This window comes from Streptomyces sp. SAI-135, from assembly GCF_029893805.1.
GTDB lineage: Bacteria > Actinomycetota > Actinomycetes > Streptomycetales > Streptomycetaceae > Streptomyces.
In genome coordinates, this window is record NZ_JARXYP010000002.1 from 4,457,719 (window position 1) to 4,480,680 (window position 22,962).

Genomic DNA, 22,962 nt, shown 5'->3' on the forward strand with positions numbered 1-22,962 from the left:
AGCTCAGAAGTCGTACGCGATCCAGTCCACGACCGGCACATACCCGAGCCGCCGGTACAGGGCGTTGCTCGTGGGGTTGGCCGCGTCCGTGAACAGCACGACGTGCTCGGCGCCCGCCACCAGCGCGGCCCGGCTCACCTCGGCCGTCACGGCACCCGCGTACCCCTGACCGCGCAGAGGGGTCGGCGTGTAGACGGGGTCCACCTGGACCAGCCCGGCGACCATCGGGTTCGCGCCCGCCATGGAGACGGGCGTGCCGTCCGGGGTCTCCCAGAACGTGTAGTGCTTGTCGGCGAAGCGGGTGCGGGCCCAGCTGTCGGCGTCGATGCCGACGGCTTCCCCCACGTCCGCGGCGAACCCGCGGCACATCGCCATGAGTTGCCCATGGTCCCGCTCCCCCACGGGCCGCCCCCGCCCCGCCGGAAGCGGCTCGGGCGGGGTGAGCGTGCCCAGGCGGTTCAGACGCAGCCGGACCCGGACCGCCGGCTTCGCGCCCGTGTGCCGTCGCCAGGAGTCGGCGAAGGCGGCCGCGGTGCCGTCGTCCGCGCTGAACGACGGAACGGAGTGTCCGAGCGCGAGCAGCCGGGCGGCGAGACCGTCGGCCTGCTCGGGGGTGAGCGGGGTGGAGCTCAGTCCGCGTCCGGGCGAGAGCCGGTAGAAGACGGCGTGCACCTCACCCGCCCGCTCCAGCACACCGAAGACGGCGTGCTCGGCGCCGTACACGGCCGCCCCGCGGGCGCGCAGTCTCGCGGTCCATGTCAGCGGCATGATGTGCGCGACGGGCCGCGAGCGCAGGAACTCCCCGGCCCGGGCGAGAAAGTCGTCGACGTCTTGGGTGAGGTGCCAGTCGTCCGGTCGCATGCCTCATGATCCCCGGCGGCTCAGTCGCGTGCCAGCACGAACTCCAGCTCGGACTCCCCCGGGGCCTGCGGCAGCGGCACCCGCACCCCGCTCGGCTCGAACCCCACCTTGCGGTAGAAGCGTTGCGCCCGCCCGTTGTCCTCGTGCACGATCAGCCGCACCCGCTCGGCCCCGTGCGCCCACGCCCACTCCGTGGCCGCGTCGAAGAGCACGTCGGTGAGGCCGCTCCCGCGCTCCTCGGGCCGTACGAACACCCCGACGAGGTGCCCCTGCTTCCGGTCGACGGGAAAGCCGGCCCAGTCCGTGGTCCCGGGCTCCTCCAGGAGCACCGTCACCGTCCCGACCCAACGCCCGTCCGGCGCCTCCGCGATGATCGTCTGGACCCCGTCCGCCCCCTCGGCACCCTTGGCGGTCCGCTCCTGCCAGAAGGAGTCGGGCCGCACGACGGCCTCCTCGTAGGTCTCCAGGAAGGCGAGGGGCGCGACCGGATCCTGAAGTGCCACAAGCCGCAACTCCTTGACGGCGGGCCACTCGTCGGCGCGGACGGACCGGATCACGTAGCTCATGCGGGCCACAGTAGTACCCGGGTACTACCCGCCTCACCTGGAATACTGCCCGCGGTCCGACGCCCGGGGCCCCCGCCCGCACGAGCATCGAAGCATGATTACGGCACAGGACCTCACCAAACGCTACGGCGACAAGACCGCGGTGGCCGACCTGTCCTTCACCGTCCGCCCGGGCTCCGTCACCGGCTTCCTCGGCCCGAACGGCGCCGGCAAGTCGACCACCATGCGCCTGATCCTCGGCCTGGACGCCCCGACCCACGGCCACGCCACCGTCGGCGGCCACGCCTACGCCGACCACCCCGCACCCCTCACGGAGGTCGGCGCCCTCCTGGAGGCCCGCTCGGTCCACCCCGGCCGCACCGCCCACCACCACCTGCGCAGCCTCGCCCACACCCACGGCATCCCCCGTGCCCGCGTCGACCAGGTCCTGGACCTCACGGGCCTGACCGAGGTCGCACACCGCCGGGTCAAGGGCTTCTCCCTCGGCATGGGCCAACGCCTCGGTCTCGCGGCCGCGTTGCTCGGCGACCCGGCCGTCCTCGTCCTCGACGAACCGGTCAACGGCCTCGACCCCGAGGGCGTGCTGTGGATCCGCACCCTCCTCAAGTCCCTCGCGGCAGAGGGCCGTACGGTCCTCGTCTCCTCCCATCTGATGAGCGAGATGGCCCTCACCGCCGACCACCTCGTCATCATCGGCCGCGGCCGCCTCCTCGCCGACACCACCGTCGACGACTTCGTACGACAGTCCGGCACGGGCACCGTCAAGGTCGTCACCCCGGAGGCCCACACCCTCGTACGCCTGCTCGCCGCACCCGGGGTCGAGGCGGTCCCGACCGCCCCCGAGACCCTGGAGGTCCGCGGCACCGACGCCCGCCACATCGGCCGCACCGCTGCCGCCCACGCCGTCCCCCTCTACGAACTCACCCCCAGCCAGGTCTCCTTGGAGGAGGCGTTCATGGCACTCACCCACGACTCCGTCGAGTTCACGACCCCCGCGGAAGGAGCGACGGCATGACCGCCACCACGCTGCCCCACCGGGTCACCCCGGCCCGAGTCCTGCGCTCGGAATGGCACAAGCTCTGGACCCTGCGCTCCACCTGGATCACCCTCGCCGCCACGAGCGCCCTCACCGTCGCCATGGGCGTGGGCATCAGCGCCGCCTACGACCGGGGCGACGCCGGTCACATGGACACGGTCGTCCTCGTCCTGCTGGGCACCCAGTTCGCCCAGCTCAACCTGGGAGTACTGGGCATCCTCTGCACCGCGGGCGAGTACTCGACCGGGCAGATCCGCGCCACGATGACAGCCGTGCCCACCCGGCTGCCCGTCCTGTGGTCGAAGGCTGCCGTCCTCGCCACGATCGCCTTCGTCCTCAGCCTGTGGACGAACCTCCTCACCTTCCCGCTCGCCCAGTCCTTCCTCGCCGGCACCGAGCACGAGTCCGCCCTCGGCGACCCGGGCGTCCTGCGCGCCCTCACCGGCAACGCGGCCGGCCTCGCCCTGCTCACCGTCCTGGCGCTGGGACTCGGGGCCCTGGCCCGCTCGGTCCCGATCGCGACGGGCGCCTTCATCGGCCTCGTCATGATCCTCCCCGAGGTGCTGGCGATACTGCCGTACGACGTCGTCGACGACGCCGTCGACCACTTCCCGGGCCGCGCCCTGGAGACCCTCACCACCGCGGATTCGAACTCCTCGGGAAGCGCCCTGCTGGCCATGTCCCTGTGGGCGGCGGCCTCCCTGGCGGCGGCCGCGGTGACCCTGAAGCGACGGGACGTCTGACGGATGACGGTGAGAGCCCGCACCATGGACCCCGTGACACACGAGCGGACGCCTGGAGTGACCCACGAACAGGTGACGGAGCCCCTCACCGAGTACGTCCAGCGGATCACCAGGCGGGGGCGAGCCTTCGACCGGCGCCACCCGCTCCTCTGGGACCTGCACCTGACCGGCTTCTGGGTGGCCGCGGCCCTCATCGACTACTTCGGCGACGGCTGGCGCAACGTCGCCCGCGACACCGACCTCCCGGGTGGCCTGGTTCTCGCCCTGACCCTGGGCCTGTCCGTCCCCCTCCTGTGGCGCCGCAGCCACCCCCGCACGGTGCTCCTCGCCCTCCTCCCGTTCACCCTGGTCAACGCCTGGACCGGCGCCGCGCTCCAGGCGGCCATGCTCCAGATGCTGATCGTCTTCCACATCGCCCTGCGCCGCCCCCACCGCTCCCTGTGGTGGGTCCTGGCGGTCGTCCTCGCCCCCGTCACCGTGCTGGCCGTGCGCCACCCCCAAGGCGGCGCGGACCAGGACCTCTTCCCGGCCCTGCTGACCTTCGTCTCGGCGGCCGCCATCGGCATCACGGTCCGCACCCGCCGCAACTACACCGAGGCCCTGGAGGACCGCGCCCGCCGCCTGGAGATCGAACGCGACCAGCAGGCCCGCCTCTCCGCCGCCGCCGAACGCGCCCGCATAGCCCGCGAGATGCACGACATCATCGGCCACAACCTCTCCGTCATCACGGGCCTGGCCGACGGCGGCCGCTACGCCGCCCGCAAGTCCCCCGACCGCGCGGCCGAAGCCCTCACCGCCATCTCCACGACCAGCCGCCAGGCCCTCACCGAACTCCGCCGCCTCCTGGACGTCCTGCGCGAGGAGGACCACCCCGAGGCCGCACTGACCCCCCAGCCCGCCCTCGCCGACCTCGACCAGCTCATAGCGGGCGTACGCAGCGCAGGTCTGCCCGTCCACACCACAGTCCACGGCACCCCGACCCTCCCCCCGGGCCGCCAGCTCACCGTCTACCGAGTCATCCAGGAAGCCCTCACCAACACCCTCAAACACGCGGGCCCCGACGCCACCTCCACCATCGACATCTCCTACGACGAAGGCGGCGCCGTCACCGTCACGGTCACCGACACCGGCCGCGGAGGGAACCTCAACGGCACCGACGGCCGCGGCCTCCCCGGCATGCGCGAACGCACGTCCCTCTACGGCGGCACACTCGAGGCCGGCCCCCGCCCCCATTCCGAACACGGCTGGCGCGTCAGCCTGCACCTCCCGGAGGAAACCCCGCAGTGACCACCGTCCTGATCGCCGACGACCAGCCCCTGCAGCGCTTCGGCTTCCGCATGCTGCTGGAGAGCCAGGACGACCTGACGGTCCTCGGCGAAGCGGCCAACGGCACCGAGGCGGTCCGCATGACCGCCGAGCTGCACCCCGACGTGGTGCTGATGGACGTCCGCATGCCCGGCCTGGACGGCATCGAGGCCACCCGCCGCATCATCGCCACCGGCGACCGCACCCGCGTCCTCATCCTCACGACCTTCGACCTCGACGAGTACGCCCACGCCGGCCTGCGCGCCGGAGCCTCCGGCTTCCTGGTCAAGGACGCCCAGCCGGAGGACCTCCTGTCCGGCATCCGAGCGGTGGCGACCGGTGACGCGGTGGTGGCCCCGAGCCTGACCCGTCGACTCCTGGACGCATACGCCCAACACCTGCCGACGGGCGCGACGGCCACTGCCCCGGGCCCCGACCCTCGCCTGGCTTCCCTCACCGACCGCGAACGCGAGATCCTCACGGTCATCGGCAAGGGCTGGACGAACACGGAGATAGCCACACGCCTGCACCTGGCCGAGTCGACCGTGAAAACACACGTCGGCCGCATCCTCGCGAAAACAGGCTCGCGGGACCGCATTCAGGCGGTGATCCTGGCGTACGACACCAGACTGGTGGAGCCGTCCTGAAATGCGAAAAGGCCCACACCATAAGGTGTGGGCCTTTCCTCAAGAATTGTTCGGCGGTGTCCTACTCTCCCACAGGGTCCCCCCTGCAGTACCATCGGCGCTGTAAGGCTTAGCTTCCGGGTTCGGAATGTAACCGGGCGTTTCCCTCACGCTATGACCACCGAAACACTATGAGATTAGACCGGAAAAGACACGGTCATTGCCTCAGAACTAACACAGTGGACGCGAGCAAATATGGACAAGCCCTCGGCCTATTAGTACCGGTCACCTCCACCCCTTACAGGGCTTCCAGATCCGGCCTATCAACCCAGTCGTCTACTGGGAGCCTTAACCCCTCAAAGGGGGTGGGAATACTCATCTCGAAGCAGGCTTCCCGCTTAGATGCTTTCAGCGGTTATCCCTCCCGAACGTAGCCAACCAGCCATGCCCTTGGCAGAACAACTGGCACACCAGAGGTTCGTCCGTCCCGGTCCTCTCGTACTAGGGACAGCCCTTCTCAATATTCCTACGCGCGCAGCGGATAGGGACCGAACTGTCTCACGACGTTCTAAACCCAGCTCGCGTACCGCTTTAATGGGCGAACAGCCCAACCCTTGGGACCGACTCCAGCCCCAGGATGCGACGAGCCGACATCGAGGTGCCAAACCATCCCGTCGATATGGACTCTTGGGGAAGATCAGCCTGTTATCCCCGGGGTACCTTTTATCCGTTGAGCGACGGCGCTTCCACAAGCCACCGCCGGATCACTAGTCCCGACTTTCGTCCCTGCTCGACCCGTCGGTCTCACAGTCAAGCTCCCTTGTGCACTTACACTCAACACCTGATTACCAACCAGGCTGAGGGAACCTTTGGGCGCCTCCGTTACTCTTTAGGAGGCAACCGCCCCAGTTAAACTACCCATCAGACACTGTCCCTGATCCGGATCACGGACCCAGGTTAGACATCCAGCACGACCAGACTGGTATTTCAACGACGACTCCACAACCACTGGCGTGGCTGCTTCAAAGTCTCCCAGCTATCCTACACAAGCCGAACCGAACACCAATATCAAACTGTAGTAAAGGTCCCGGGGTCTTTCCGTCCTGCTGCGCGAAACGAGCATCTTTACTCGTAGTGCAATTTCACCGGGCCTATGGTTGAGACAGTCGAGAAGTCGTTACGCCATTCGTGCAGGTCGGAACTTACCCGACAAGGAATTTCGCTACCTTAGGATGGTTATAGTTACCACCGCCGTTTACTGGCGCTTAAGTTCTCAGCTTCGCCACACCGAAATGTGACTAACCGGTCCCCTTAACGTTCCAGCACCGGGCAGGCGTCAGTCCGTATACATCGCCTTACGGCTTCGCACGGACCTGTGTTTTTAGTAAACAGTCGCTTCTCGCTGGTCTCTGCGGCCACCCCCAGCTCACCGAGTAAATCGGATCACCAGTGATGGCCCCCCTTCTCCCGAAGTTACGGGGGCATTTTGCCGAGTTCCTTAACCATAGTTCACCCGAACGCCTCGGTATTCTCTACCTGACCACCTGAGTCGGTTTAGGGTACGGGCCGCCATGAAACTCGCTAGAGGCTTTTCTCGACAGCATAGGATCATCCACTTCACCACAATCGGCTCGGCATCAGGTCTCAGCCTCATGTGCGACGGATTTGCCTATCGCACGGCCTACACCCTTACCCCGGGACAACCACCGCCCGGGATGGACTACCTTCCTGCGTCACCCCATCACTCACCTACTGCAAGTCTGGTCCGTCGGCTCCACCACTCCCCTTTGCCCGAAGGCTCCGGGGCGGCTTCACGGACTTAGCATCGCCTGGTTCGATGTTTGACGCTTCACAGCGGGTACCGGAATATCAACCGGTTATCCATCGACTACGCCTGTCGGCCTCGCCTTAGGTCCCGACTTACCCTGGGCAGATCAGCTTGACCCAGGAACCCTTAGTCAATCGGCGCACACGTTTCCCACGTGTGTATCGCTACTCATGCCTGCATTCTCACTCGTGAACCGTCCACCACTGCCTTCCGGCGCAGCTTCACCCGGCACACGACGCTCCCCTACCCATCACAGCCTCCGTTGGGAGTATTGCTGCAATGACACGACTTCGGCGGTACGCTTGAGCCCCGCTACATTGTCGGCGCGGAATCACTAGACCAGTGAGCTATTACGCACTCTTTCAAGGGTGGCTGCTTCTAAGCCAACCTCCTGGTTGTCTCTGCGACTCCACATCCTTTCCCACTTAGCGTACGCTTAGGGGCCTTAGTCGATGCTCTGGGCTGTTTCCCTCTCGACCATGGAGCTTATCCCCCACAGTCTCACTGCCGCGCTCTCACTTACCGGCATTCGGAGTTTGGCTAAGGTCAGTAACCCGGTAGGGCCCATCGCCTATCCAGTGCTCTACCTCCGGCAAGAAACACACGACGCTGCACCTAAATGCATTTCGGGGAGAACCAGCTATCACGGAGTTTGATTGGCCTTTCACCCCTAACCACAGGTCATCCCCCAGGTTTTCAACCCTGGTGGGTTCGGTCCTCCACGAAGTCTTACCTCCGCTTCAACCTGCCCATGGCTAGATCACTCCGCTTCGGGTCTTGAGCGTGCTACTGAATCGCCCTGTTCGGACTCGCTTTCGCTACGGCTACCCCACCCGGGTTAACCTCGCAACACACCGCAAACTCGCAGGCTCATTCTTCAAAAGGCACGCAGTCACGAGGCAAGCACAAGTGCTTGCCCGACGCTCCCACGGCTTGTAGGCACACGGTTTCAGGTACTATTTCACTCCGCTCCCGCGGTACTTTTCACCATTCCCTCACGGTACTATCCGCTATCGGTCACCAGGGAATATTTAGGCTTAGCGGGTGGTCCCGCCAGATTCACACGGGATTTCTCGGGCCCCGTGCTACTTGGGTGTCTCTCAAACGAGCCGCTGACGTTTCGACTACGGGGGTCTTACCCTCTACGCCGGACCTTTCGCATGTCCTTCGCCTACATCAACGGTTTCTGACTCGTCCTGTCGCCGGCAGACGACAGAAGAGAGATCCCACAACCCCGCATGCGCAACCCCTGCCGGGTCTCACACGCATACGGTTTGGCCTCATCCGGTTTCGCTCGCCACTACTCCCGGAATCACGGTTGTTTTCTCTTCCTGCGGGTACTGAGATGTTTCACTTCCCCGCGTTCCCTCCACATACCCTATGTGTTCAGGTATGGGTGACAGCCCATGACGACTGCCGGGTTTCCCCATTCGGAAACCCCCGGATCAAAGCCTGGTTGACGACTCCCCGGGGACTATCGTGGCCTCCCACGTCCTTCATCGGTTCCTGGTGCCAAGGCATCCACCGTGCGCCCTTAAAAACTTGGCCACAGATGCTCGCGTCCACTGTGCAGTTCTCAAACAACGACCAGCCACCCATCACCCCCAACCTGAGCTGGAGTTCACTGGGGCCAGCATCGAAGCACAACCTTGCGGCCGCTACTTCAGACACCCAACAGCGTGCCCGACACCCTCGCCACTCGTGATCAGCGTTCCACGCTCCGAAGAGCAGTACTGGCAGCCCGAGATGACTGAAAGTGCCGAATAATCAACGTTCCACCCATGAGCAACCACCGCAGAACGTTTGCCTGCGTAGTGGCCTCTGACCAACCGGAGTTGGTAAGAAGTGCTCCTTAGAAAGGAGGTGATCCAGCCGCACCTTCCGGTACGGCTACCTTGTTACGACTTCGTCCCAATCGCCAGTCCCACCTTCGACAGCTCCCTCCCACAAGGGGTTGGGCCACCGGCTTCGGGTGTTACCGACTTTCGTGACGTGACGGGCGGTGTGTACAAGGCCCGGGAACGTATTCACCGCAGCAATGCTGATCTGCGATTACTAGCAACTCCGACTTCATGGGGTCGAGTTGCAGACCCCAATCCGAACTGAGACAGGCTTTTTGAGATTCGCTCCACCTCACGGTATCGCAGCTCATTGTACCTGCCATTGTAGCACGTGTGCAGCCCAAGACATAAGGGGCATGATGACTTGACGTCGTCCCCACCTTCCTCCGAGTTGACCCCGGCGGTCTCCTGTGAGTCCCCATCACCCCGAAGGGCATGCTGGCAACACAGGACAAGGGTTGCGCTCGTTGCGGGACTTAACCCAACATCTCACGACACGAGCTGACGACAGCCATGCACCACCTGTACACCGACCACAAGGGGGCGCCCATCTCTGGACGTTTCCGGTGTATGTCAAGCCTTGGTAAGGTTCTTCGCGTTGCGTCGAATTAAGCCACATGCTCCGCTGCTTGTGCGGGCCCCCGTCAATTCCTTTGAGTTTTAGCCTTGCGGCCGTACTCCCCAGGCGGGGAACTTAATGCGTTAGCTGCGGCACCGACGACGTGGAATGTCGCCAACACCTAGTTCCCACCGTTTACGGCGTGGACTACCAGGGTATCTAATCCTGTTCGCTCCCCACGCTTTCGCTCCTCAGCGTCAGTAATGGCCCAGAGATCCGCCTTCGCCACCGGTGTTCCTCCTGATATCTGCGCATTTCACCGCTACACCAGGAATTCCGATCTCCCCTACCACACTCTAGCTAGCCCGTATCGAATGCAGACCCGGGGTTAAGCCCCGGGCTTTCACACCCGACGTGACAAGCCGCCTACGAGCTCTTTACGCCCAATAATTCCGGACAACGCTTGCGCCCTACGTATTACCGCGGCTGCTGGCACGTAGTTAGCCGGCGCTTCTTCTGCAGGTACCGTCACTTTCGCTTCTTCCCTGCTGAAAGAGGTTTACAACCCGAAGGCCGTCATCCCTCACGCGGCGTCGCTGCATCAGGCTTTCGCCCATTGTGCAATATTCCCCACTGCTGCCTCCCGTAGGAGTCTGGGCCGTGTCTCAGTCCCAGTGTGGCCGGTCGCCCTCTCAGGCCGGCTACCCGTCGTCGCCTTGGTGAGCCGTTACCTCACCAACAAGCTGATAGGCCGCGGGCTCATCCTTCACCGCCGGAGCTTTCAACCACCACCCATGCGAGTGGCAGTGCTATCCGGTATTAGACCCCGTTTCCAGGGCTTGTCCCAGAGTGAAGGGCAGATTGCCCACGTGTTACTCACCCGTTCGCCACTAATCCCCACCGAAGTGGTTCATCGTTCGACTTGCATGTGTTAAGCACGCCGCCAGCGTTCGTCCTGAGCCAGGATCAAACTCTCCGTGAATGTTTACCGGATATCCGGTTCGCACATCACGAGAGCGGAACCGCCACCGGAATAAGGCGGCAGTTCTCAGCGTCCTCGCTGTGTTTCCTTCAAAGGAACCTCGCCCCAGCAGATGCTGGAGACGGGGTATCAACATATCTGGCGTTGATTTTTGGCACGCTGTTGAGTTCTCAAGGAACGGACGCTTCCTTTGTACTCACCCTCTCGGGCTTTCCTCCGGGCTTTTCCCTTCGATCTTGCGTTTCCGACTCTATCAGACCGTTTCCGGTTCCGATTTCCTCGGTGCTTTCCAGGTTCCCGCTTCCGCGTTTCCCTTTCCGGCGGCTCCGACTCTATCAGATCCTTTCGGGCCTGATTCCCAGTCAGAGGGGCTTGCCTTCCCGGCTGTTGGGCCGTTCCGACGTCTCAAACCTTAGCGGACTCTCGCTGCGGTCCCAAATCGAGGAGCCGCACCCAAATCGAATTGAATTCGGGCGCGCCGAATTCATCCCGGCTGGGAGATCGTTCTGATGGTTTGAGGGGCCGCTGTCGCGGCGGAGGCGCTCCCGCAGAACCGTTACGGCCCCGCGGCAACCCGAAGAACTCTACGGATCCTGCAGAGGGCTGTCAAGCACCCTCTGTCAAGATCTTTTCAGTCGAGGTCGCTGAGTCGCCCGCCGGCATCCGGCTGTGCGTGCTCCACCCTACGCAGGAGGCGGGTGAGGACGTCCCCGAGGGTGTTGCGCTCCTCCGGGGACAGGTCCTGGAGCAGGTCCTCCTCGAAGACAGTGGCGAGGCGCATCGCCTCCAGCCACTTCTCGCGGCCCTCGGCGGTCAGCTCCACGATCACGCGTACCCGGTTGGACTCGTCCCGCTCCCGGGTCACCAGTCCCTCGGCGAGCATGCGGTCGATCCGGTGGGTCATCGCGGCGGGTGTGAGACCGAGGCGCTTGGCGAGGTCACTGGGACCCATCCGATAGGGGGCGCCGGAGAGGACGAGTGCCTTGAGCACCTCCCACTCGGCGTTGCTGATTCCGAGATCGGCGGTCTGGCGGCCGTAGGCGACGTTCATGCGGCGGTTCAGCCGGGAGAGCGCCGAGACGATCTGCTCGACCTGGGGGTCGAGGTCCTGGAACTCGCGCTGGTAGGCGGCGATCTGCTCTTCGAGCGTCGGCTCGGGGATGCCAGGAGTCTCGGCCATGGGCGCAGTATGGCACGCGTCTCCTTTGCCTTGAAGTCCTTCAGTATGTACTCTTTAGCTTCGAACTTTAGCTTTGAAGTCTTCACTCCTAACTAGTGAGAGAGGTGAACGTGACCAGGGCAAGGGGCGCAGCGATGCGTCGGATCCACGTGGGCAACGCGCTCAGCGCGTTCGGGCTCGGTTTCACCGTCCCGTATCTGTATGTCTACGTGGCGCAGGTGCGGGGCCTCGGGGCCATGACGGCGGGGTTGGTCCTCGCCGTCTTCGCCGTGGCGGCATTGATCGTGCTGCCGTTCGCCGGGCGGGCCATCGTCCGGCGCGGCCCGCTGCCGGTGCTGCTCACCGCTCTGGTCATGGCCGCGTTCGGATCGCTCAGCCTCGGGCTCGCGGGCCACGCAGCCACCGTGCTGCTGTCCGCGGCCGCGCTGGGAGCCGGGCAGGCCGTGATGCAGCCGGCGCTGGCGACGATGATCGTGGACTGCTCCACCTCGGAGACGCGGTCCCGGGCCTTCGCGACGCAGTTCTTCCTGCAGAACCTCGGGCTCGGCGTCGGCGGTCTCATCGGCGGGCATCTCGTGGACACGTCGAGCGCGGCGTCCTTCACCCTGCTGTTCGCGATCGAGGCGGCGATGTTCCTGCTGCTGGTGGTCGTGATGACGACCCTGCGGCTGCCGCACGCCCCGCGCATCGAGGGCGCACCGACCCGGTCCGCCCGGGGCAGCTGGAAGGAGCTGCTCGGCAACCGGGCCATGGTGCAGCTGTGCATCCTGGGCTTCGTGCTGTTCTTCGCCTGCTACGGACAGTTCGAGTCGGGCCTGAGCGCCTACGGCGTGGAGGCCGCCGGCATCTCCACCTCCGCCCTGGGCACGGCTCTGGCCGCCAACACCTCGATGATCGTCGTCGCGCAGTTCGCCGTCCTGCGGTTCGTCGAGCGGCGGAGGCGGTCCCGGGTGATCGCCCTGGTCGGACTCATCTGGGCCGTCGCGTGGCTCACCGCGGGCTACGCGGGTCTCGGCCACGGCAGCCAGGAGATGGCCACGGCCGCCTTCGTGTCGACGTACGCGCTCTTCGGACTGGGTGAGGCGATGCTGTCGCCGACCGTGGCGCCACTGGTGGCCGATCTGGCGCCGGAGGGGATGGCGGGCCAGTACAACTCCGCCTTCGCCCTGGTGAAGCAGCTCGCCCTGGCGGTCGGCCCGGCGGTGGGCGGCCCGCTGGGAGCCTCGCTGCACGCCCCGTACATCGTGACGTTCCTGCTGTTCTCGCTGGGCATCACGTATCTCGCGCTGCGCCTGGGCAGGCAGCTGACGCCGGTGCAGAACCAGCCGTCGCTGCGGAAGAGCCGGGTGGTGGCCCAGGGCGGGGCGCAGTCCGAGTCGATCGCCGCCTGACGGCAGCCCACCGAGGGCCCGGCATCGGCCGGGCCCCCTACGGCGTGGTCCCCTTCGGCAGCACGAACTCGCACCAGACCGCCTTGCCACCCCCGGGCGTCCTCCGGGACCCCCAGTTCGACGCGATGGTCGCCACGATGGCGATGCCGCGACCGGACTCGTCCCCCGGCTCCGCTCTGCGGCGCCGGGGCAGGTGGTCGTCCCCGTCCGTCACCTCGACGATGAGCCGCCGATCGGTACGGCGAAGCCGAAGCCGCATGGGCGGGGTGCCGTGCTGGAGGGAGTTCGCCACGAGTTCGCTCACCGCCAGCACGCCCAGGTCGTGCAGTTCGACCGGGAACCGCCAGCTGGTCAGCACGCCGGAGGCGAACGCACGCGCGCGTGGCGCCGCCTCCACGCCGCCGAGCAGTTCCAGGGCGGCGTTGCGGAAGAGCTCGCTGTCGGGGCCCGTGTGGGCCGGGTGCTGGAGGACCATGACGGCCACGTCGTCGTCGTGCTCGGCGGTGACGCCGGCCGAGCGGACCAGGCGGTCGCAGATCACCTGGGGGGTGCCGGTGGCGCCGGCCAAGGCGCGTTCGAGGGCCGCGATGCCCTCGTCGAGGTCTTCGTTGCGGCGTTCGACCAGGCCGTCGGTGTAGAGGACGGCCGTCGAGCCGGGGCCGAGCGGGATGGAGCCCGAGGCGTGCATCCAGCCGCCGGTGCCGAGCGGCGGGCCGGTGGGTTCGTCGGCGCGCAACACGACGCCGCTCTCGTCGCGGACCAGGATGGGCAGGTGGCCGGCCGAGGCGTAGACCAGCTTGCCCTCGTTGGGGTCGTGGATGGCGTACACGCAGGTGGCGATCTGGTTGGCGTCGATCTCCATGGCGAGGCCGTCCAGGAGCTGGAGGATCTCGTGCGGCGGGAGGTCCAGGCGGGCGTAGGCCCGGACGGCGGTGCGGAGTTGGCCCATGACCGCCGCCGCGCGCACCCCGCGGCCCATGACGTCGCCGATGACCAGGGCGGTGCGGCCGCCGCCGAGGGTGATGACGTCGTACCAGTCGCCGCCGACCGCGGCCTCCGTGCCGCCGGGGTGGTAGGTGGCGGCGATGCGCAGGTCGTCGGGTTCTTCGAGTTCCTGCGGGAGCAGGCTGCGCTGGAGGGTGACGGCGGTCTCGCGCTGGCGGCGCTCGCTGGCTCTGAGGCGCTCGGCGGCCTCGGCGTGGTCGGTGACGTCGGTCGCGAACACCAGGACACCGCTGACGCCGCCGTCGCCCTGCGTCACGGGCGTGCAGGTGAACGTGTAGGAGCGGGCGTCGGGTGCCTTGCGGGACTTGACCGTGCGCGGCTTGCCGCTGCGCAGGACCTGGTCGAGAAGGGGGAGGAGGCCGATCTCGTGGAGTTCGGGGAGGGCTTCGCGGGCCGGTTCGCCGACGGGGCGCAGGCCGAAGGCGACCACATAGGCGTCGTTGACGTAGGCGAGGCGGTGGTCGGAGCCGTGGACGAGGGCGACGAGGGCGGGGACACGGTCGAGGACTTCACGTACGGGGAGTTCGTCGACGGCGGGGACCGGCACGGTCAGTTGCTCGGCGCGGGCCGCGGGGACGGCGCCCTCGCTCAGGCGGTCGTCGGTGACCAGGTCGTCGGTCCGCGCTGCGGCGCGGCGCTGCGTTCCGGGGAGGCGGGCGCTCCAGCGCGTGAAGTTCACGAATCCTTGCCTCGTGTCGTCGTCTGCGGCGTCTTCGGGCCGGTTCCGGGCCCGGCCGGGGGGCTGGGGACGGCAGCCCGGGGGTGCAGCACGGTGGCAAAACCTCTTGGTTCGAGGGGCGGGCGGCTGCCCGTCCGAAGTCGGGCATCAGTCTGGCAGGGGGACCGGCCGGTTCGACATTCGTCAGACGCCGGGGCGGTCCGTGGAGTTCCTCGGTCCGGTCAGGACGACCCCTTCGGGTCGTTCGTCGGGTCGTGAGGATGTTTTCCACCGGCCGCGAGTTCGAACTCCGCTCGGGGGTGTTCGAGTGAACCGAGGGAGACGATCTCCCGTTTGAAGAGCCCCGACAGGGTCCATTCGGCCAGGACACGGGCCTTGCGGTTGAAGGTGGGGACCCTGCTGAGGTGGTAGACGCGGTGCATGAACCAGGCAGGGTAGCCCTTCAGCTTGCGCCCGTAGACGTATGCGACACCTTTGTGGAGGCCCAGGGAGGCCACCGAGCCGACGTACCTGTGGGAGTACGTCTCCAGGGGCTCGCCGCGCAGCGCGTGCGCGATGTTGTCGCCGAGGACCTTCGCCTGGCGCACGGCGTGCTGGGCGTTGGGTGCCGTCTGCCTGCCCGGCTCCTCGGAGGTGACGTCGGGGACGGCGGCCGCGTCTCCGGCCGCCCACGCGTGCGTGGTGCCCTCCACGGTGAGCTGGGGGGTGCATTTCAGCCGCCCGCGCTCCGTGAGCGGGAGGTCGGTGGCGGCGAGGAGCGGGCTGGGTTTCACGCCGGCGGTCCACACGACCGTACGCGTGGGGAAGCGGTTGCCGTCGCTGAGGACGGCGACGCGGTCCGCGCAGGACTCCAGGCGGGTGTTCAGGCGTACGTCGATGTTGCGGCGGCGCAGTTCGCTGACCGTGTACCGGCCCATCTCCTCGCCGACCTCCGGAAGGATGCGGTCGGAGGCCTCGACGAGGATCCACTTCATGTCCTCGGGAAGGACGTTGTGGTAGTAGCGGGCGGTGTAGCGGGCCATGTCCTCCAGCTCGCCGAGCGCCTCCACGCCCGCGTAGCCGCCGCCGACGAAGACGAAGGTGAGGGCCGCGTCGCGGACCGCCGGGTCGCGGGTGGAGGAGGCGATGTCCATCTGCTCGATGACGTGGTTGCGCAGGCCGATGGCCTCCTCGACCGTCTTGAACCCGATGCCGTGGTCGGCGAGTCCGGGGATCGGCAGCGTGCGCGCGATCGAACCGGGGGCGAGGACGAGTTCGTCGTACGGCAGCTTCTCGCCCACCGTGCGCTCCTCCTCGGTGGCGAGGGTGGTGACGAAGGCCGTGCGCTCGGTGTGGTCGATCGCGGTGGCCTCGCCGACCAGGACGCGGCAGCGGTTCAGGACACGGCGCAGTGGTACGACGACGTGGCGGGGGGAGATGGATCCGGCCGCCGCTTCGGGCAGGAACGGCTGATAGGTCATGTACGGGTCGGGCGTGACGATCGTGATCTCGACCTCGTCCCGGTCGAGTTCCCGTTTCAGCTTCCGCTGCAGACGCAGAGCCGTGTACATCCCGACGTAGCCACCGCCGACAACCAGAATGCGCGCACGTTCCTTCACCATCCCATGACGCACCCGCCGCTTGAGTTTGTCCACAGCCTCGACAAATTGTGTGACCGGAAGTCGTCGGCGCGCCGTTTTGGCCGAATCGTCGGAGAGCGCGGAAGGTTCGCAGGTCAACGGGCGTGCGCCGGGCGGGCGGAGGGGGTGCAATCGGGGCGTTTGCCGCCCGTACTCCGATCGGGGGGCGCTCCGTGCGGAACCTGCCCCTTCTGAATTGACCCCCACTCAACTATGTTCGTGTGTCGACGGGGTGTAGGGGGATGCGCTCCGGGTCCGCGACGGGCGGACTCGCGAAACGGGCTTGTTCCGTACGCTCCGGCTTTCGATGGCGGGGAGAGTCTCCGGGGGGAGACGTCATTACCGGGGGAACATTTATGCACATTCAGGACACTCATTGGTCCACCGCGTCAGCCATCGCACCCGGTGGCGGTGCGATGGGCGGCGCGATGGGCTCGGCGATGAGCGCGGCGGGCAACGGACGGGACGGATCGCGTTCGGCCCCCCTGCGCGTGGACGCACAGCGCAACCTGGAACACGTACTGCGCGCGGCGCGCGAGGTCTTCGGCGAGCTGGGCTACGGCGCGCCGATGGAGGACGTGGCGCGGCGCGCCCGGGTCGGTGTCGGCACGGTGTACCGGCGCTTCCCGAGCAAGGACGTCCTGGTCCGGCGGATAGCCGAGGAGGAGACCTCCCGGCTGACCGACCAGGCACGGGCGGCGCTCGGCCAGGAGGACGAGCCGTGGTCGGCGCTGTCGCGCTTCCTGCGCACGTCGGTCGCGTCCGGTGCCGGGCGGCTGCTGCCGCCGCAGGTGCTGCGGGTCGGGGTCGCCGACGAGGTGTCCGACGGCTACGACGGGACGCGGGTGCCGCAGCAGCGGACGACCCCGGGCTCCGGCGAGCTGCGGCTGGTGCCGGAGGAGGCCCCGCCGGTCTCCGCCGACGACGACGCCGGGGCGGCGGCGCTCCTTGAGGTCGTGGGCCAGCTCGTGGACCGCGCCCGGGCGGCCGGTGAGCTGCGGACCGACGTGTCGGTGTCGGACGTCCTGCTGGTGATCGCGACCGCAGCGCCCTCGCTGCCGGACGCGGCGCAGCAGGCGGCGGCCTCGGCGCGGCTGCTGGACATCCTGCTGGAGGGTCTGCGGTCCCGGCCGGTGTGACTCGAAAGGGTGACAGCGGGGTGCGGGCGGGCTGCCGTCCGCGCCCCGGACCCTTCCGGCGATTTCGGGCGCTCGGGCCAACTCCTGCACCGGCCGTGACAGTTGAGTCTTCCCCATTCGGGTGATGTTCAGTACTGCCGTGCGGGAAGTCCCCACGGACGGGTGGATGCCCCGTACGCACGGCACTGAACAAAAGCCAATATGGCACGCTGACCCGGTGTTCGGGACTGGTTGGGCCGGCGGCGGGGGCATTCCGCGATGAGTGTTGACGGGCGGGACGAGCCCCTCGGTGAGGGCGACGGGGAAGCCGGGGGCACGCCACAGGTGCCGGGGCAGGGCGGCCGCGCGGGCATCCCGCAGGGCGGCATCCCGGCCCAGGGCGGCGAACCGGTCGAGGGCAGCGTCCCGGCGCAGCGCGACCGGCGCGAGGACGGCGGTGTCCTGCCGCCGCCGAAGCAGCCGGCGCCGTCCGACGCCGACCTGATCGGGCGGATGCGCTCCGGCGACGACTCGGCCTACGAGGCGCTCTACCGCCGCCACGCGGACGCGGTGCGCCGCTACGCCCGCACCTGCTGCCGCGACGCCCACACCGCGGACGACCTCACCGCCGAGGTCTTCGCCCGCATGCTCCAGGCGGTGCGCGGCGGCCACGGCCCCGAGCACGCCGTACGCGCCTACCTGCTCACCAGCGTCCGCCGCGTCGCCGCCGGCTGGACGAAGTCGGCGAAGCGGGAGCAGCTCGTCGACGACTTCGCGGTGTTCGCCGCCCAGGCCGCGCGCACCCACGAGGTCTCCGACGACGACACCCTCGACCTGGGCGCCGACGTCCGTGCGATGCACGTGGCCGAGCAGTCCCTGGCCATGCAGGCCTTCCGGTCGCTGCCCGAGCGCTGGCAGGCCGTGCTGTGGCACACCGAGGTCGAGGACGAGTCGCCCAGCGAGGTCGCCACGCTCTTCGGGCTCGACGCCAACGGCACCCGCGTGCTGGCCAGCCGTGCCCGCGAGGGCCTCAAGCAGGCCTATCTCCAGGCACACGTCAGCGCGACCCTAGCCACCGACGAGGAGTGCGCCCGGTACGCCGACCGGCTCGGCGCCTACGCCCGGGGCAGTCTGCGCACCCGTGCCGAACGGGGTCTGCGCAAGCACCTGGAGGAGTGCGCCAAGTGCCGGCTGGCCGCGGGCCAGATCAAGGAAGTCGCCGGGGGCATCCCCGCCGTCGTGCCGATCGCGGTCATCGGCTGGTTCGGGGCCGCCGGGTATGCCAAGGCCGCCGGGCTCATCGCGGGCGGCGCCGGGGCGGGAGCGGCCGGTGCCGCGGGCGCGGCCGCAGCGGCGGGCGGAGGTTCCTCGGGCGGCGCCGGCGCGGGCGGGGCGGCGGCCTCGGAGGGGCTCGGCGCCCCGGTGAAGGCCGGTATCGCGGCCGGTGTGGTCGCGGTGGCCGCCGCCGCGGTGGCGCTCGCGCTGATCGGCGACGACAGCCCGGCCAGGAAGCCGGACGCCAAGCCGGCGGCCTCCGCGCCGGTGGTCGAACCGGCCGACCCCTCGCCCACGCCCTCCACGAAGAACCCGGAGCCGCCGCCGGCCCCGGTGGCGGCGGCCGCACCGACGCCGGCACCTACCCGCACGCCCACACCCGCACCGCCCGCGAAGGACGCCCCGACGCGTGCTCCGACCCCCGCCCCGGAGCCGACACCGCCCCCGGCACCGACGACCCCCGCCCCGAAGCCCACCCCGACACCGACGCCCCCGCCCCCGCCGGCCGTCTACCAGTGGAGCGAGCTGGCCTACGACGTCTCCGGCGACGGCAGCGGGCCCGAGATGCGGATCGGCGAGAGCAGCTGGGTGTGGCAGCGCTACGGCGTCTCGGTCGCCGACCGCCGGTACGCCCACGGCGTGACCGTGCACGGCCGCTCCTCCGTCACGATCGACCTCAACCGCGACTGCTCCTCCTACGACGCGATGGTCGGCGTCGACGACATGACGCTGGGCCTCGGCAAGGTCACCTTCTCCGTGTACGCCGACGGGGTCCGGCTGTGGAGGTCCGGGCTGGTGGAGGGCGGCGACCCGGCCGTGCCCGTCCATGTGAGCCTCGCCGGGCACCGGACCGTACGGCTGGTGGTCGAACCGCACAGCCCCTTCGACGACCTGATGCTCGCGGACTGGGCGGAGTCGAAGTTCAGGTGTTCATGAGGCTCCGCACCCGCACCGCCTCGTCGAGCTCGGCGAGGGCCTCGGGCGGGGTGAGGGCCGTGCCCCGGGTGTGTTCCGCGGCGTAGCGCTCGGGGCCCAGGCCGGTGCGGGCCTCGGCCTGGGCGCGCTCCACCGCCACGCACTCGGGGTGGGAACGCGGGTCGCCGCCGCGCCACTGCTCGGCGGCAGCGATCAGCCGGGCCGTGCGCGGGAGGTCGCCGAGGTCGCGAAGCAAGGTCGCCGTGCCGTCCACGAGCGCCGCCACGACGGTGTCGGAACACCGCTTCTCGATCGCCTCGCGGACGGTGTCCACCAGTGGGGGCAGTCCGTGCTCCGGGCCCGACTCGGCGGCCGTCAGCATCGCGGCGATCGAGTGCAGCATCACCGTGAACTGGGGCGGTGGCGGTGACTGGCCGATCTGCTCGCGAACGGCGTCGACCAGTTCGCGCGCGCGGACCAGGTCCTTGTCCTCCAGGGCGATGTGGGCCCGCAGCAGCCGCACGAACGCCCGGGTCTCCGGGACGCCGTACCGGTCGCCCGCGGCGCTCGCCTCGTCCAGGGTGGTCAGCGCGGTGGAACGGTCGCCGGTGCGGTAGGCGACCTCGGCGAGCCGGGCGATGAGGAACGGCGTCTCGGCGTACGCCCCCACCTCGTGGGCGAGGCGCAGTGCCTCCTCGTACTCCTCCCTGGCCTCGGCGGGGCGGCCGCGGGCCATGGCCGCCTCGCCGGCCGCGCTGCTGACCTGGGCGCGGAGCCAGCGGTCGCCCGCGCGGCGGCTGAGGACGCGCAGCTCCTCCAGGTCGTCGTCGACACCGGTCATGCCGCCCGGGGAATCGACCGTCATGTGGGTGCGGAGCATCAGGGAGACGGCCACGGCCCAGTCGTCGCCGTGGGCTCGGCAGTGGGCGACGGCGACGTCCATCAGGGGGCGGATGTCCACCGGGTCCTTCAGCACGGGGCCGATCATGGGCCAGACGATGCCGGGGACGCGGGCCGCGTCGGGCCCGCCCTGCGCGAAGTGGTCCCGGACGATGTCCACATAGCGGCGCAGCCGGGGGTCGAGGTCACCGTCCAGGGGCTCCGTCTCGGCCCTGAGGAAGAGCTGGAGCATGCGGAGGTTCATGCGCCGGCGGTGTGCCGGATGGTGCTTCTCCGTCCCGACGGTGGCGAGGCAGACGTCGATGGGGTCCTCCACCTCGCCGTCGGACGGGGAGTGCGGCCGCCCCGTCACGGCCGCCCTGTCCTGGGCGATCCCGAGGCGCAGGACCCTCTCCACCCAGGTCATGCCCTCCCGGCGGTAGTTGCGCAGCCACCAGAACCAGCCCACGCCGAGGACCAGGGAGCCGGCCTCCGCCTCGTCGCCGGCGAGGAGCGTGCGGTCGAAGGCCGCGCGGATGTTGTCGAGCTCGGTCTCCAGGCGGGAGATCCACGGGAGCTGCGCGGCCGAACGCAGCTGGGGTTCGGCCTCCTGGACGAGCGCGCGCACCCACGCGCGGTGCCGGAGCTCGGCGGCGGCGCGCAGCTCGGGGCACTCCGCGGCGCGCTCTACGGCGTACTCGTGGATCGTCTCCAGCATGCGGTAGCGCATGCCGTCCGGCCCGCCCGGGGTGGCCACGATCAGGGACTTGTCCACGAGCGCGCCCAGGAGCTCGGCGGCCGGGCCGGTGCACACCGCCTCCGCCGCCTCCAGCTGCCAGCCGCCCGCGAACACCGAGACCTCGCGCAACAGGGTCCGCTCCCGGTCGTCGAGCAGCTCCCAGGACCAGTCGACGACGGCCCGCAGGGTCTGCTGCCGGGGCAGGACCGTGCGGCTTCCGGAGGTCAGGAGGCGGAAGCGGTCGTCGAGTCGGTCGGCGATCTGACGAGGGGTGAGCAGGCGCAGACGGGCCGCCGCGAGTTCGATGGCGAGCGGAAGTCCGTCGAGGCGCCGGCAGATCTCGCCGACGGCCTCCTCGTCGGCGAGCACGGCGTCCGCGTCGGGGCGGACGGCGGCGGCGCGCTCGGCGAAGAGGCGGTGGGCCTGGTCGGGGAGGAGGGGTTCGACCGGGCGCACGGACTCGCCCGGCACGCCCAGGGGTTCACGGCTGGTGGCGAGGACGGTGAGCCCCGGGCAACGGGTGAGGAGGGTCTCCGCGAGGCGGGCGGCCGCCTCGATGACATGTTCGCAGTTGTCAAGGATCAGGAGTTGGCTGCGCGGGGCGCAGTACTCGACGAGCAGGGCGATCGGGTCGTCCTGGGTCGCCGTCAGCTCGGTGGTCCTGAGCACGGTCTCGCGCAGACCGAGCGCGCTGACCACCGCGCCGGGCACCGCCTCCGGCCGGTCGAGCGGGGCGAGCTCGACGAGCCACGCCTGCGGGAGCCCGGCGGCGGCTTCCTCGGCGAGACGGGTCTTTCCGGATCCGCCAGGTCCGGTGAGGGTGACGAGGCGGGCCCTGTGCACTTCGGAACGGATGGCGTCGAGTTCGGGTTCCCGGCCCACGAAAGAGGTAAGGCGGGGACGGATGTTGCCGGAGCGTTCGACGCGGGGGCGGCCGGGCGGCGCCGTCAGCAGCTCACGATGCATCTCCCGCAGCTCCGGGCTCGGGTCGGTGCCGAGGCCGTCGGCGAGGGCCCGTCGGGCGGTCTCGTAGGCGGCGAGGGCATCGGCACCCCGGCCGCTGTCGCGCAGGGCGCGGATCAGCAGGACGTGCAGCGGTTCGTCGTACAGATGCGCTCCGGTCAGCTCCTTCAACTCCGGTACGACGTCCTGGGCCCGGCCGAGCCGCAGATCCGCCTCGATGCGGGCCCGGGTCGCCTCCGTGCGCAGGGCCTCGGGGCGGGTCGCGGCGGTGCGGTCGGGCAGGTCGGCGAGGGCGTCACCGCGCCACAGGGCGAGGGCCGCGGTGAGGTCCTGGGCGGCGGTCGAGGCATCGCCGTGGGCCAGGGCCGCCGTTCCTCGCCGTACGAGCCGTTCGAAGACGTACAGGTCCACGTCGTCCTCGGTCGCTGCCAGCCGGTAGCCGCCCGGGCCGGATACGATCGCGTCCTTGCCGACGGTACGACGGAGACGGCCGACGAGGGCCTGGAGTGCGGCCGGGGCGTCCTGCGGCGGGTCCTGCCCCCAGACCTCGCCGATCAACGTCTCCGCGCTCACGGTACGGCCGACACGGAGGGCGAGAGCGGCGAGCAGAGCGCGCAGACGGGGGCCGCCGAGGGGTATACCGACGCCGCCGTCGTCCACTGCCTGAGCAACACCCAGAATCCCGTACCGCACCGGTTCATTGTCCCCGGGTTACGAGAAGGCGGGGCGCCTAAGGGGGTACCGGCTTCGGTGGTTGAGCGGGTGCGGGCCGGTAGGGGCTGATCGCGCAGTTCCCCGCGCCCCTGAGGAGTTGCAGTCACCCGAGCCACGACGTGCCGTTGGCCACCTAAC

General features: G+C 68.8%; 13 protein-coding genes and 3 rRNA genes. 7 read left to right on the top strand and 9 right to left on the bottom strand.

All coding sequences use genetic code 11. From position 1 onward, the window contains the following. Nucleotides 1-3 precede the first annotated feature (3 nt). Entirely contained in the window at nt 4-861 is an 858-nt protein-coding gene (locus M2163_RS24595; RefSeq protein WP_280895040.1) for a GNAT family N-acetyltransferase, read from the bottom strand. Nucleotides 862-881: 20 nt separating this feature from the next. Then, nucleotides 882-1,427: a GNAT family N-acetyltransferase gene (locus M2163_RS24600; RefSeq protein WP_280850667.1), complete on the bottom strand. Its 546-nt coding sequence runs from the start codon at nt 1,425-1,427 to the stop codon at nt 882-884. Between the two features lie 94 nt (nt 1,428-1,521). Here M2163_RS24600 and M2163_RS24605 point away from each other — a divergent pair, with 94 nt between their 5' ends. The 4 genes from M2163_RS24605 to M2163_RS24620 are packed head-to-tail and all read left to right on the top strand — an operon-like array spanning nt 1,522 to nt 5,158. After that, the gene (locus tag M2163_RS24605) at nt 1,522-2,442 is read left to right on the top strand and encodes an ABC transporter ATP-binding protein (protein WP_280895041.1); all 921 of its coding nucleotides are present in this window, start codon (nt 1,522-1,524) and stop codon (nt 2,440-2,442) included. Further along, nucleotides 2,439-3,206 carry an ABC transporter permease gene (locus M2163_RS24610; protein WP_280895042.1) on the top strand — a complete coding sequence of 256 codons (768 nt, stop codon included), beginning with the start codon at nt 2,439-2,441 and terminating at the stop codon, nt 3,204-3,206. Before M2163_RS24605 ends, M2163_RS24610 begins: the two co-directional genes overlap by 4 nt. Before the next feature lie 24 nt (nt 3,207-3,230). Then, nucleotides 3,231-4,493 carry a histidine kinase gene (locus tag M2163_RS24615; protein WP_280895043.1) on the top strand — a complete coding sequence of 421 codons (1,263 nt, stop codon included), beginning with the start codon at nt 3,231-3,233 and terminating at the stop codon, nt 4,491-4,493. Beyond that, nucleotides 4,490-5,158 carry a response regulator transcription factor gene (locus tag M2163_RS24620; protein ID WP_280850663.1) on the top strand — a complete coding sequence of 223 codons (669 nt, stop codon included), beginning with the start codon at nt 4,490-4,492 and terminating at the stop codon, nt 5,156-5,158. The genes M2163_RS24615 and M2163_RS24620 overlap by 4 nt, the downstream gene beginning before the upstream one ends. A 48-nt stretch (nt 5,159-5,206) precedes the next feature. On the opposite strand, the gene rrf is transcribed toward M2163_RS24620, so the two are convergent. From rrf to M2163_RS24640, 4 genes are all read right to left on the bottom strand, one after another. After that, a 5S ribosomal RNA gene (gene rrf, locus M2163_RS24625) occupies nt 5,207-5,323 on the bottom strand. Nucleotides 5,324-5,392: 69 nt separating this feature from the next. Next, nucleotides 5,393-8,513 (bottom strand): 23S ribosomal RNA (locus tag M2163_RS24630). Nucleotides 8,514-8,821: 308 nt separating this feature from the next. Beyond that, nucleotides 8,822-10,347 (bottom strand): 16S ribosomal RNA (locus M2163_RS24635). Together the 16S, 23S and 5S rRNA genes form the textbook arrangement of a ribosomal RNA operon. A 631-nt stretch (nt 10,348-10,978) precedes the next feature. Next, nucleotides 10,979-11,527, bottom strand: coding sequence for a MarR family transcriptional regulator (locus M2163_RS24640; protein WP_280850662.1), 549 nt, complete (start codon nt 11,525-11,527; stop codon nt 10,979-10,981). Nucleotides 11,528-11,661: 134 nt separating this feature from the next. Between M2163_RS24640 and M2163_RS24645 the strand changes: the two genes are divergently transcribed. After that, nucleotides 11,662-12,918, top strand: coding sequence for an MFS transporter (locus M2163_RS24645; RefSeq protein WP_280895044.1), 1,257 nt, complete (start codon nt 11,662-11,664; stop codon nt 12,916-12,918). Between the two features lie 37 nt (nt 12,919-12,955). Here M2163_RS24645 and M2163_RS24650 read toward each other — a convergent pair whose 3' ends face one another. After that, on the bottom strand, nt 12,956-14,602 hold the full coding sequence (locus M2163_RS24650; RefSeq protein WP_280895045.1) for a SpoIIE family protein phosphatase: 1,647 nt from the start codon (nt 14,600-14,602) through the stop codon (nt 12,956-12,958). A gap of 221 nt (nt 14,603-14,823) precedes the next feature. Beyond that, on the bottom strand, nt 14,824-16,203 hold the full coding sequence (locus M2163_RS24655) for an NAD(P)/FAD-dependent oxidoreductase (RefSeq protein ID WP_280850659.1): 1,380 nt from the start codon (nt 16,201-16,203) through the stop codon (nt 14,824-14,826). A 374-nt stretch (nt 16,204-16,577) separates the two neighbouring features. Here M2163_RS24655 and M2163_RS24660 point away from each other — a divergent pair, with 374 nt between their 5' ends. Beyond that, a complete protein-coding gene (locus M2163_RS24660; protein ID WP_280895046.1) occupies nt 16,578-17,360 on the top strand; it encodes a helix-turn-helix domain-containing protein in 783 nt (260 codons plus the stop codon). Nucleotides 17,361-17,618: 258 nt separating this feature from the next. Further along, nucleotides 17,619-19,550, top strand: a complete 1,932-nt coding sequence (locus M2163_RS24665) for a sigma-70 family RNA polymerase sigma factor (protein WP_280895047.1) — start codon at nt 17,619-17,621, stop codon at nt 19,548-19,550. Here the strand turns inward: M2163_RS24665 and M2163_RS24670 are convergent. After that, complete coding sequence (locus tag M2163_RS24670) at nt 19,537-22,803, bottom strand: BTAD domain-containing putative transcriptional regulator (protein WP_280895048.1); 3,267 nt, start codon at nt 22,801-22,803, stop codon at nt 19,537-19,539. The genes M2163_RS24665 and M2163_RS24670 overlap by 14 nt on opposite strands. Between the last annotated feature and the right edge of the window lie 159 nt (nt 22,804-22,962).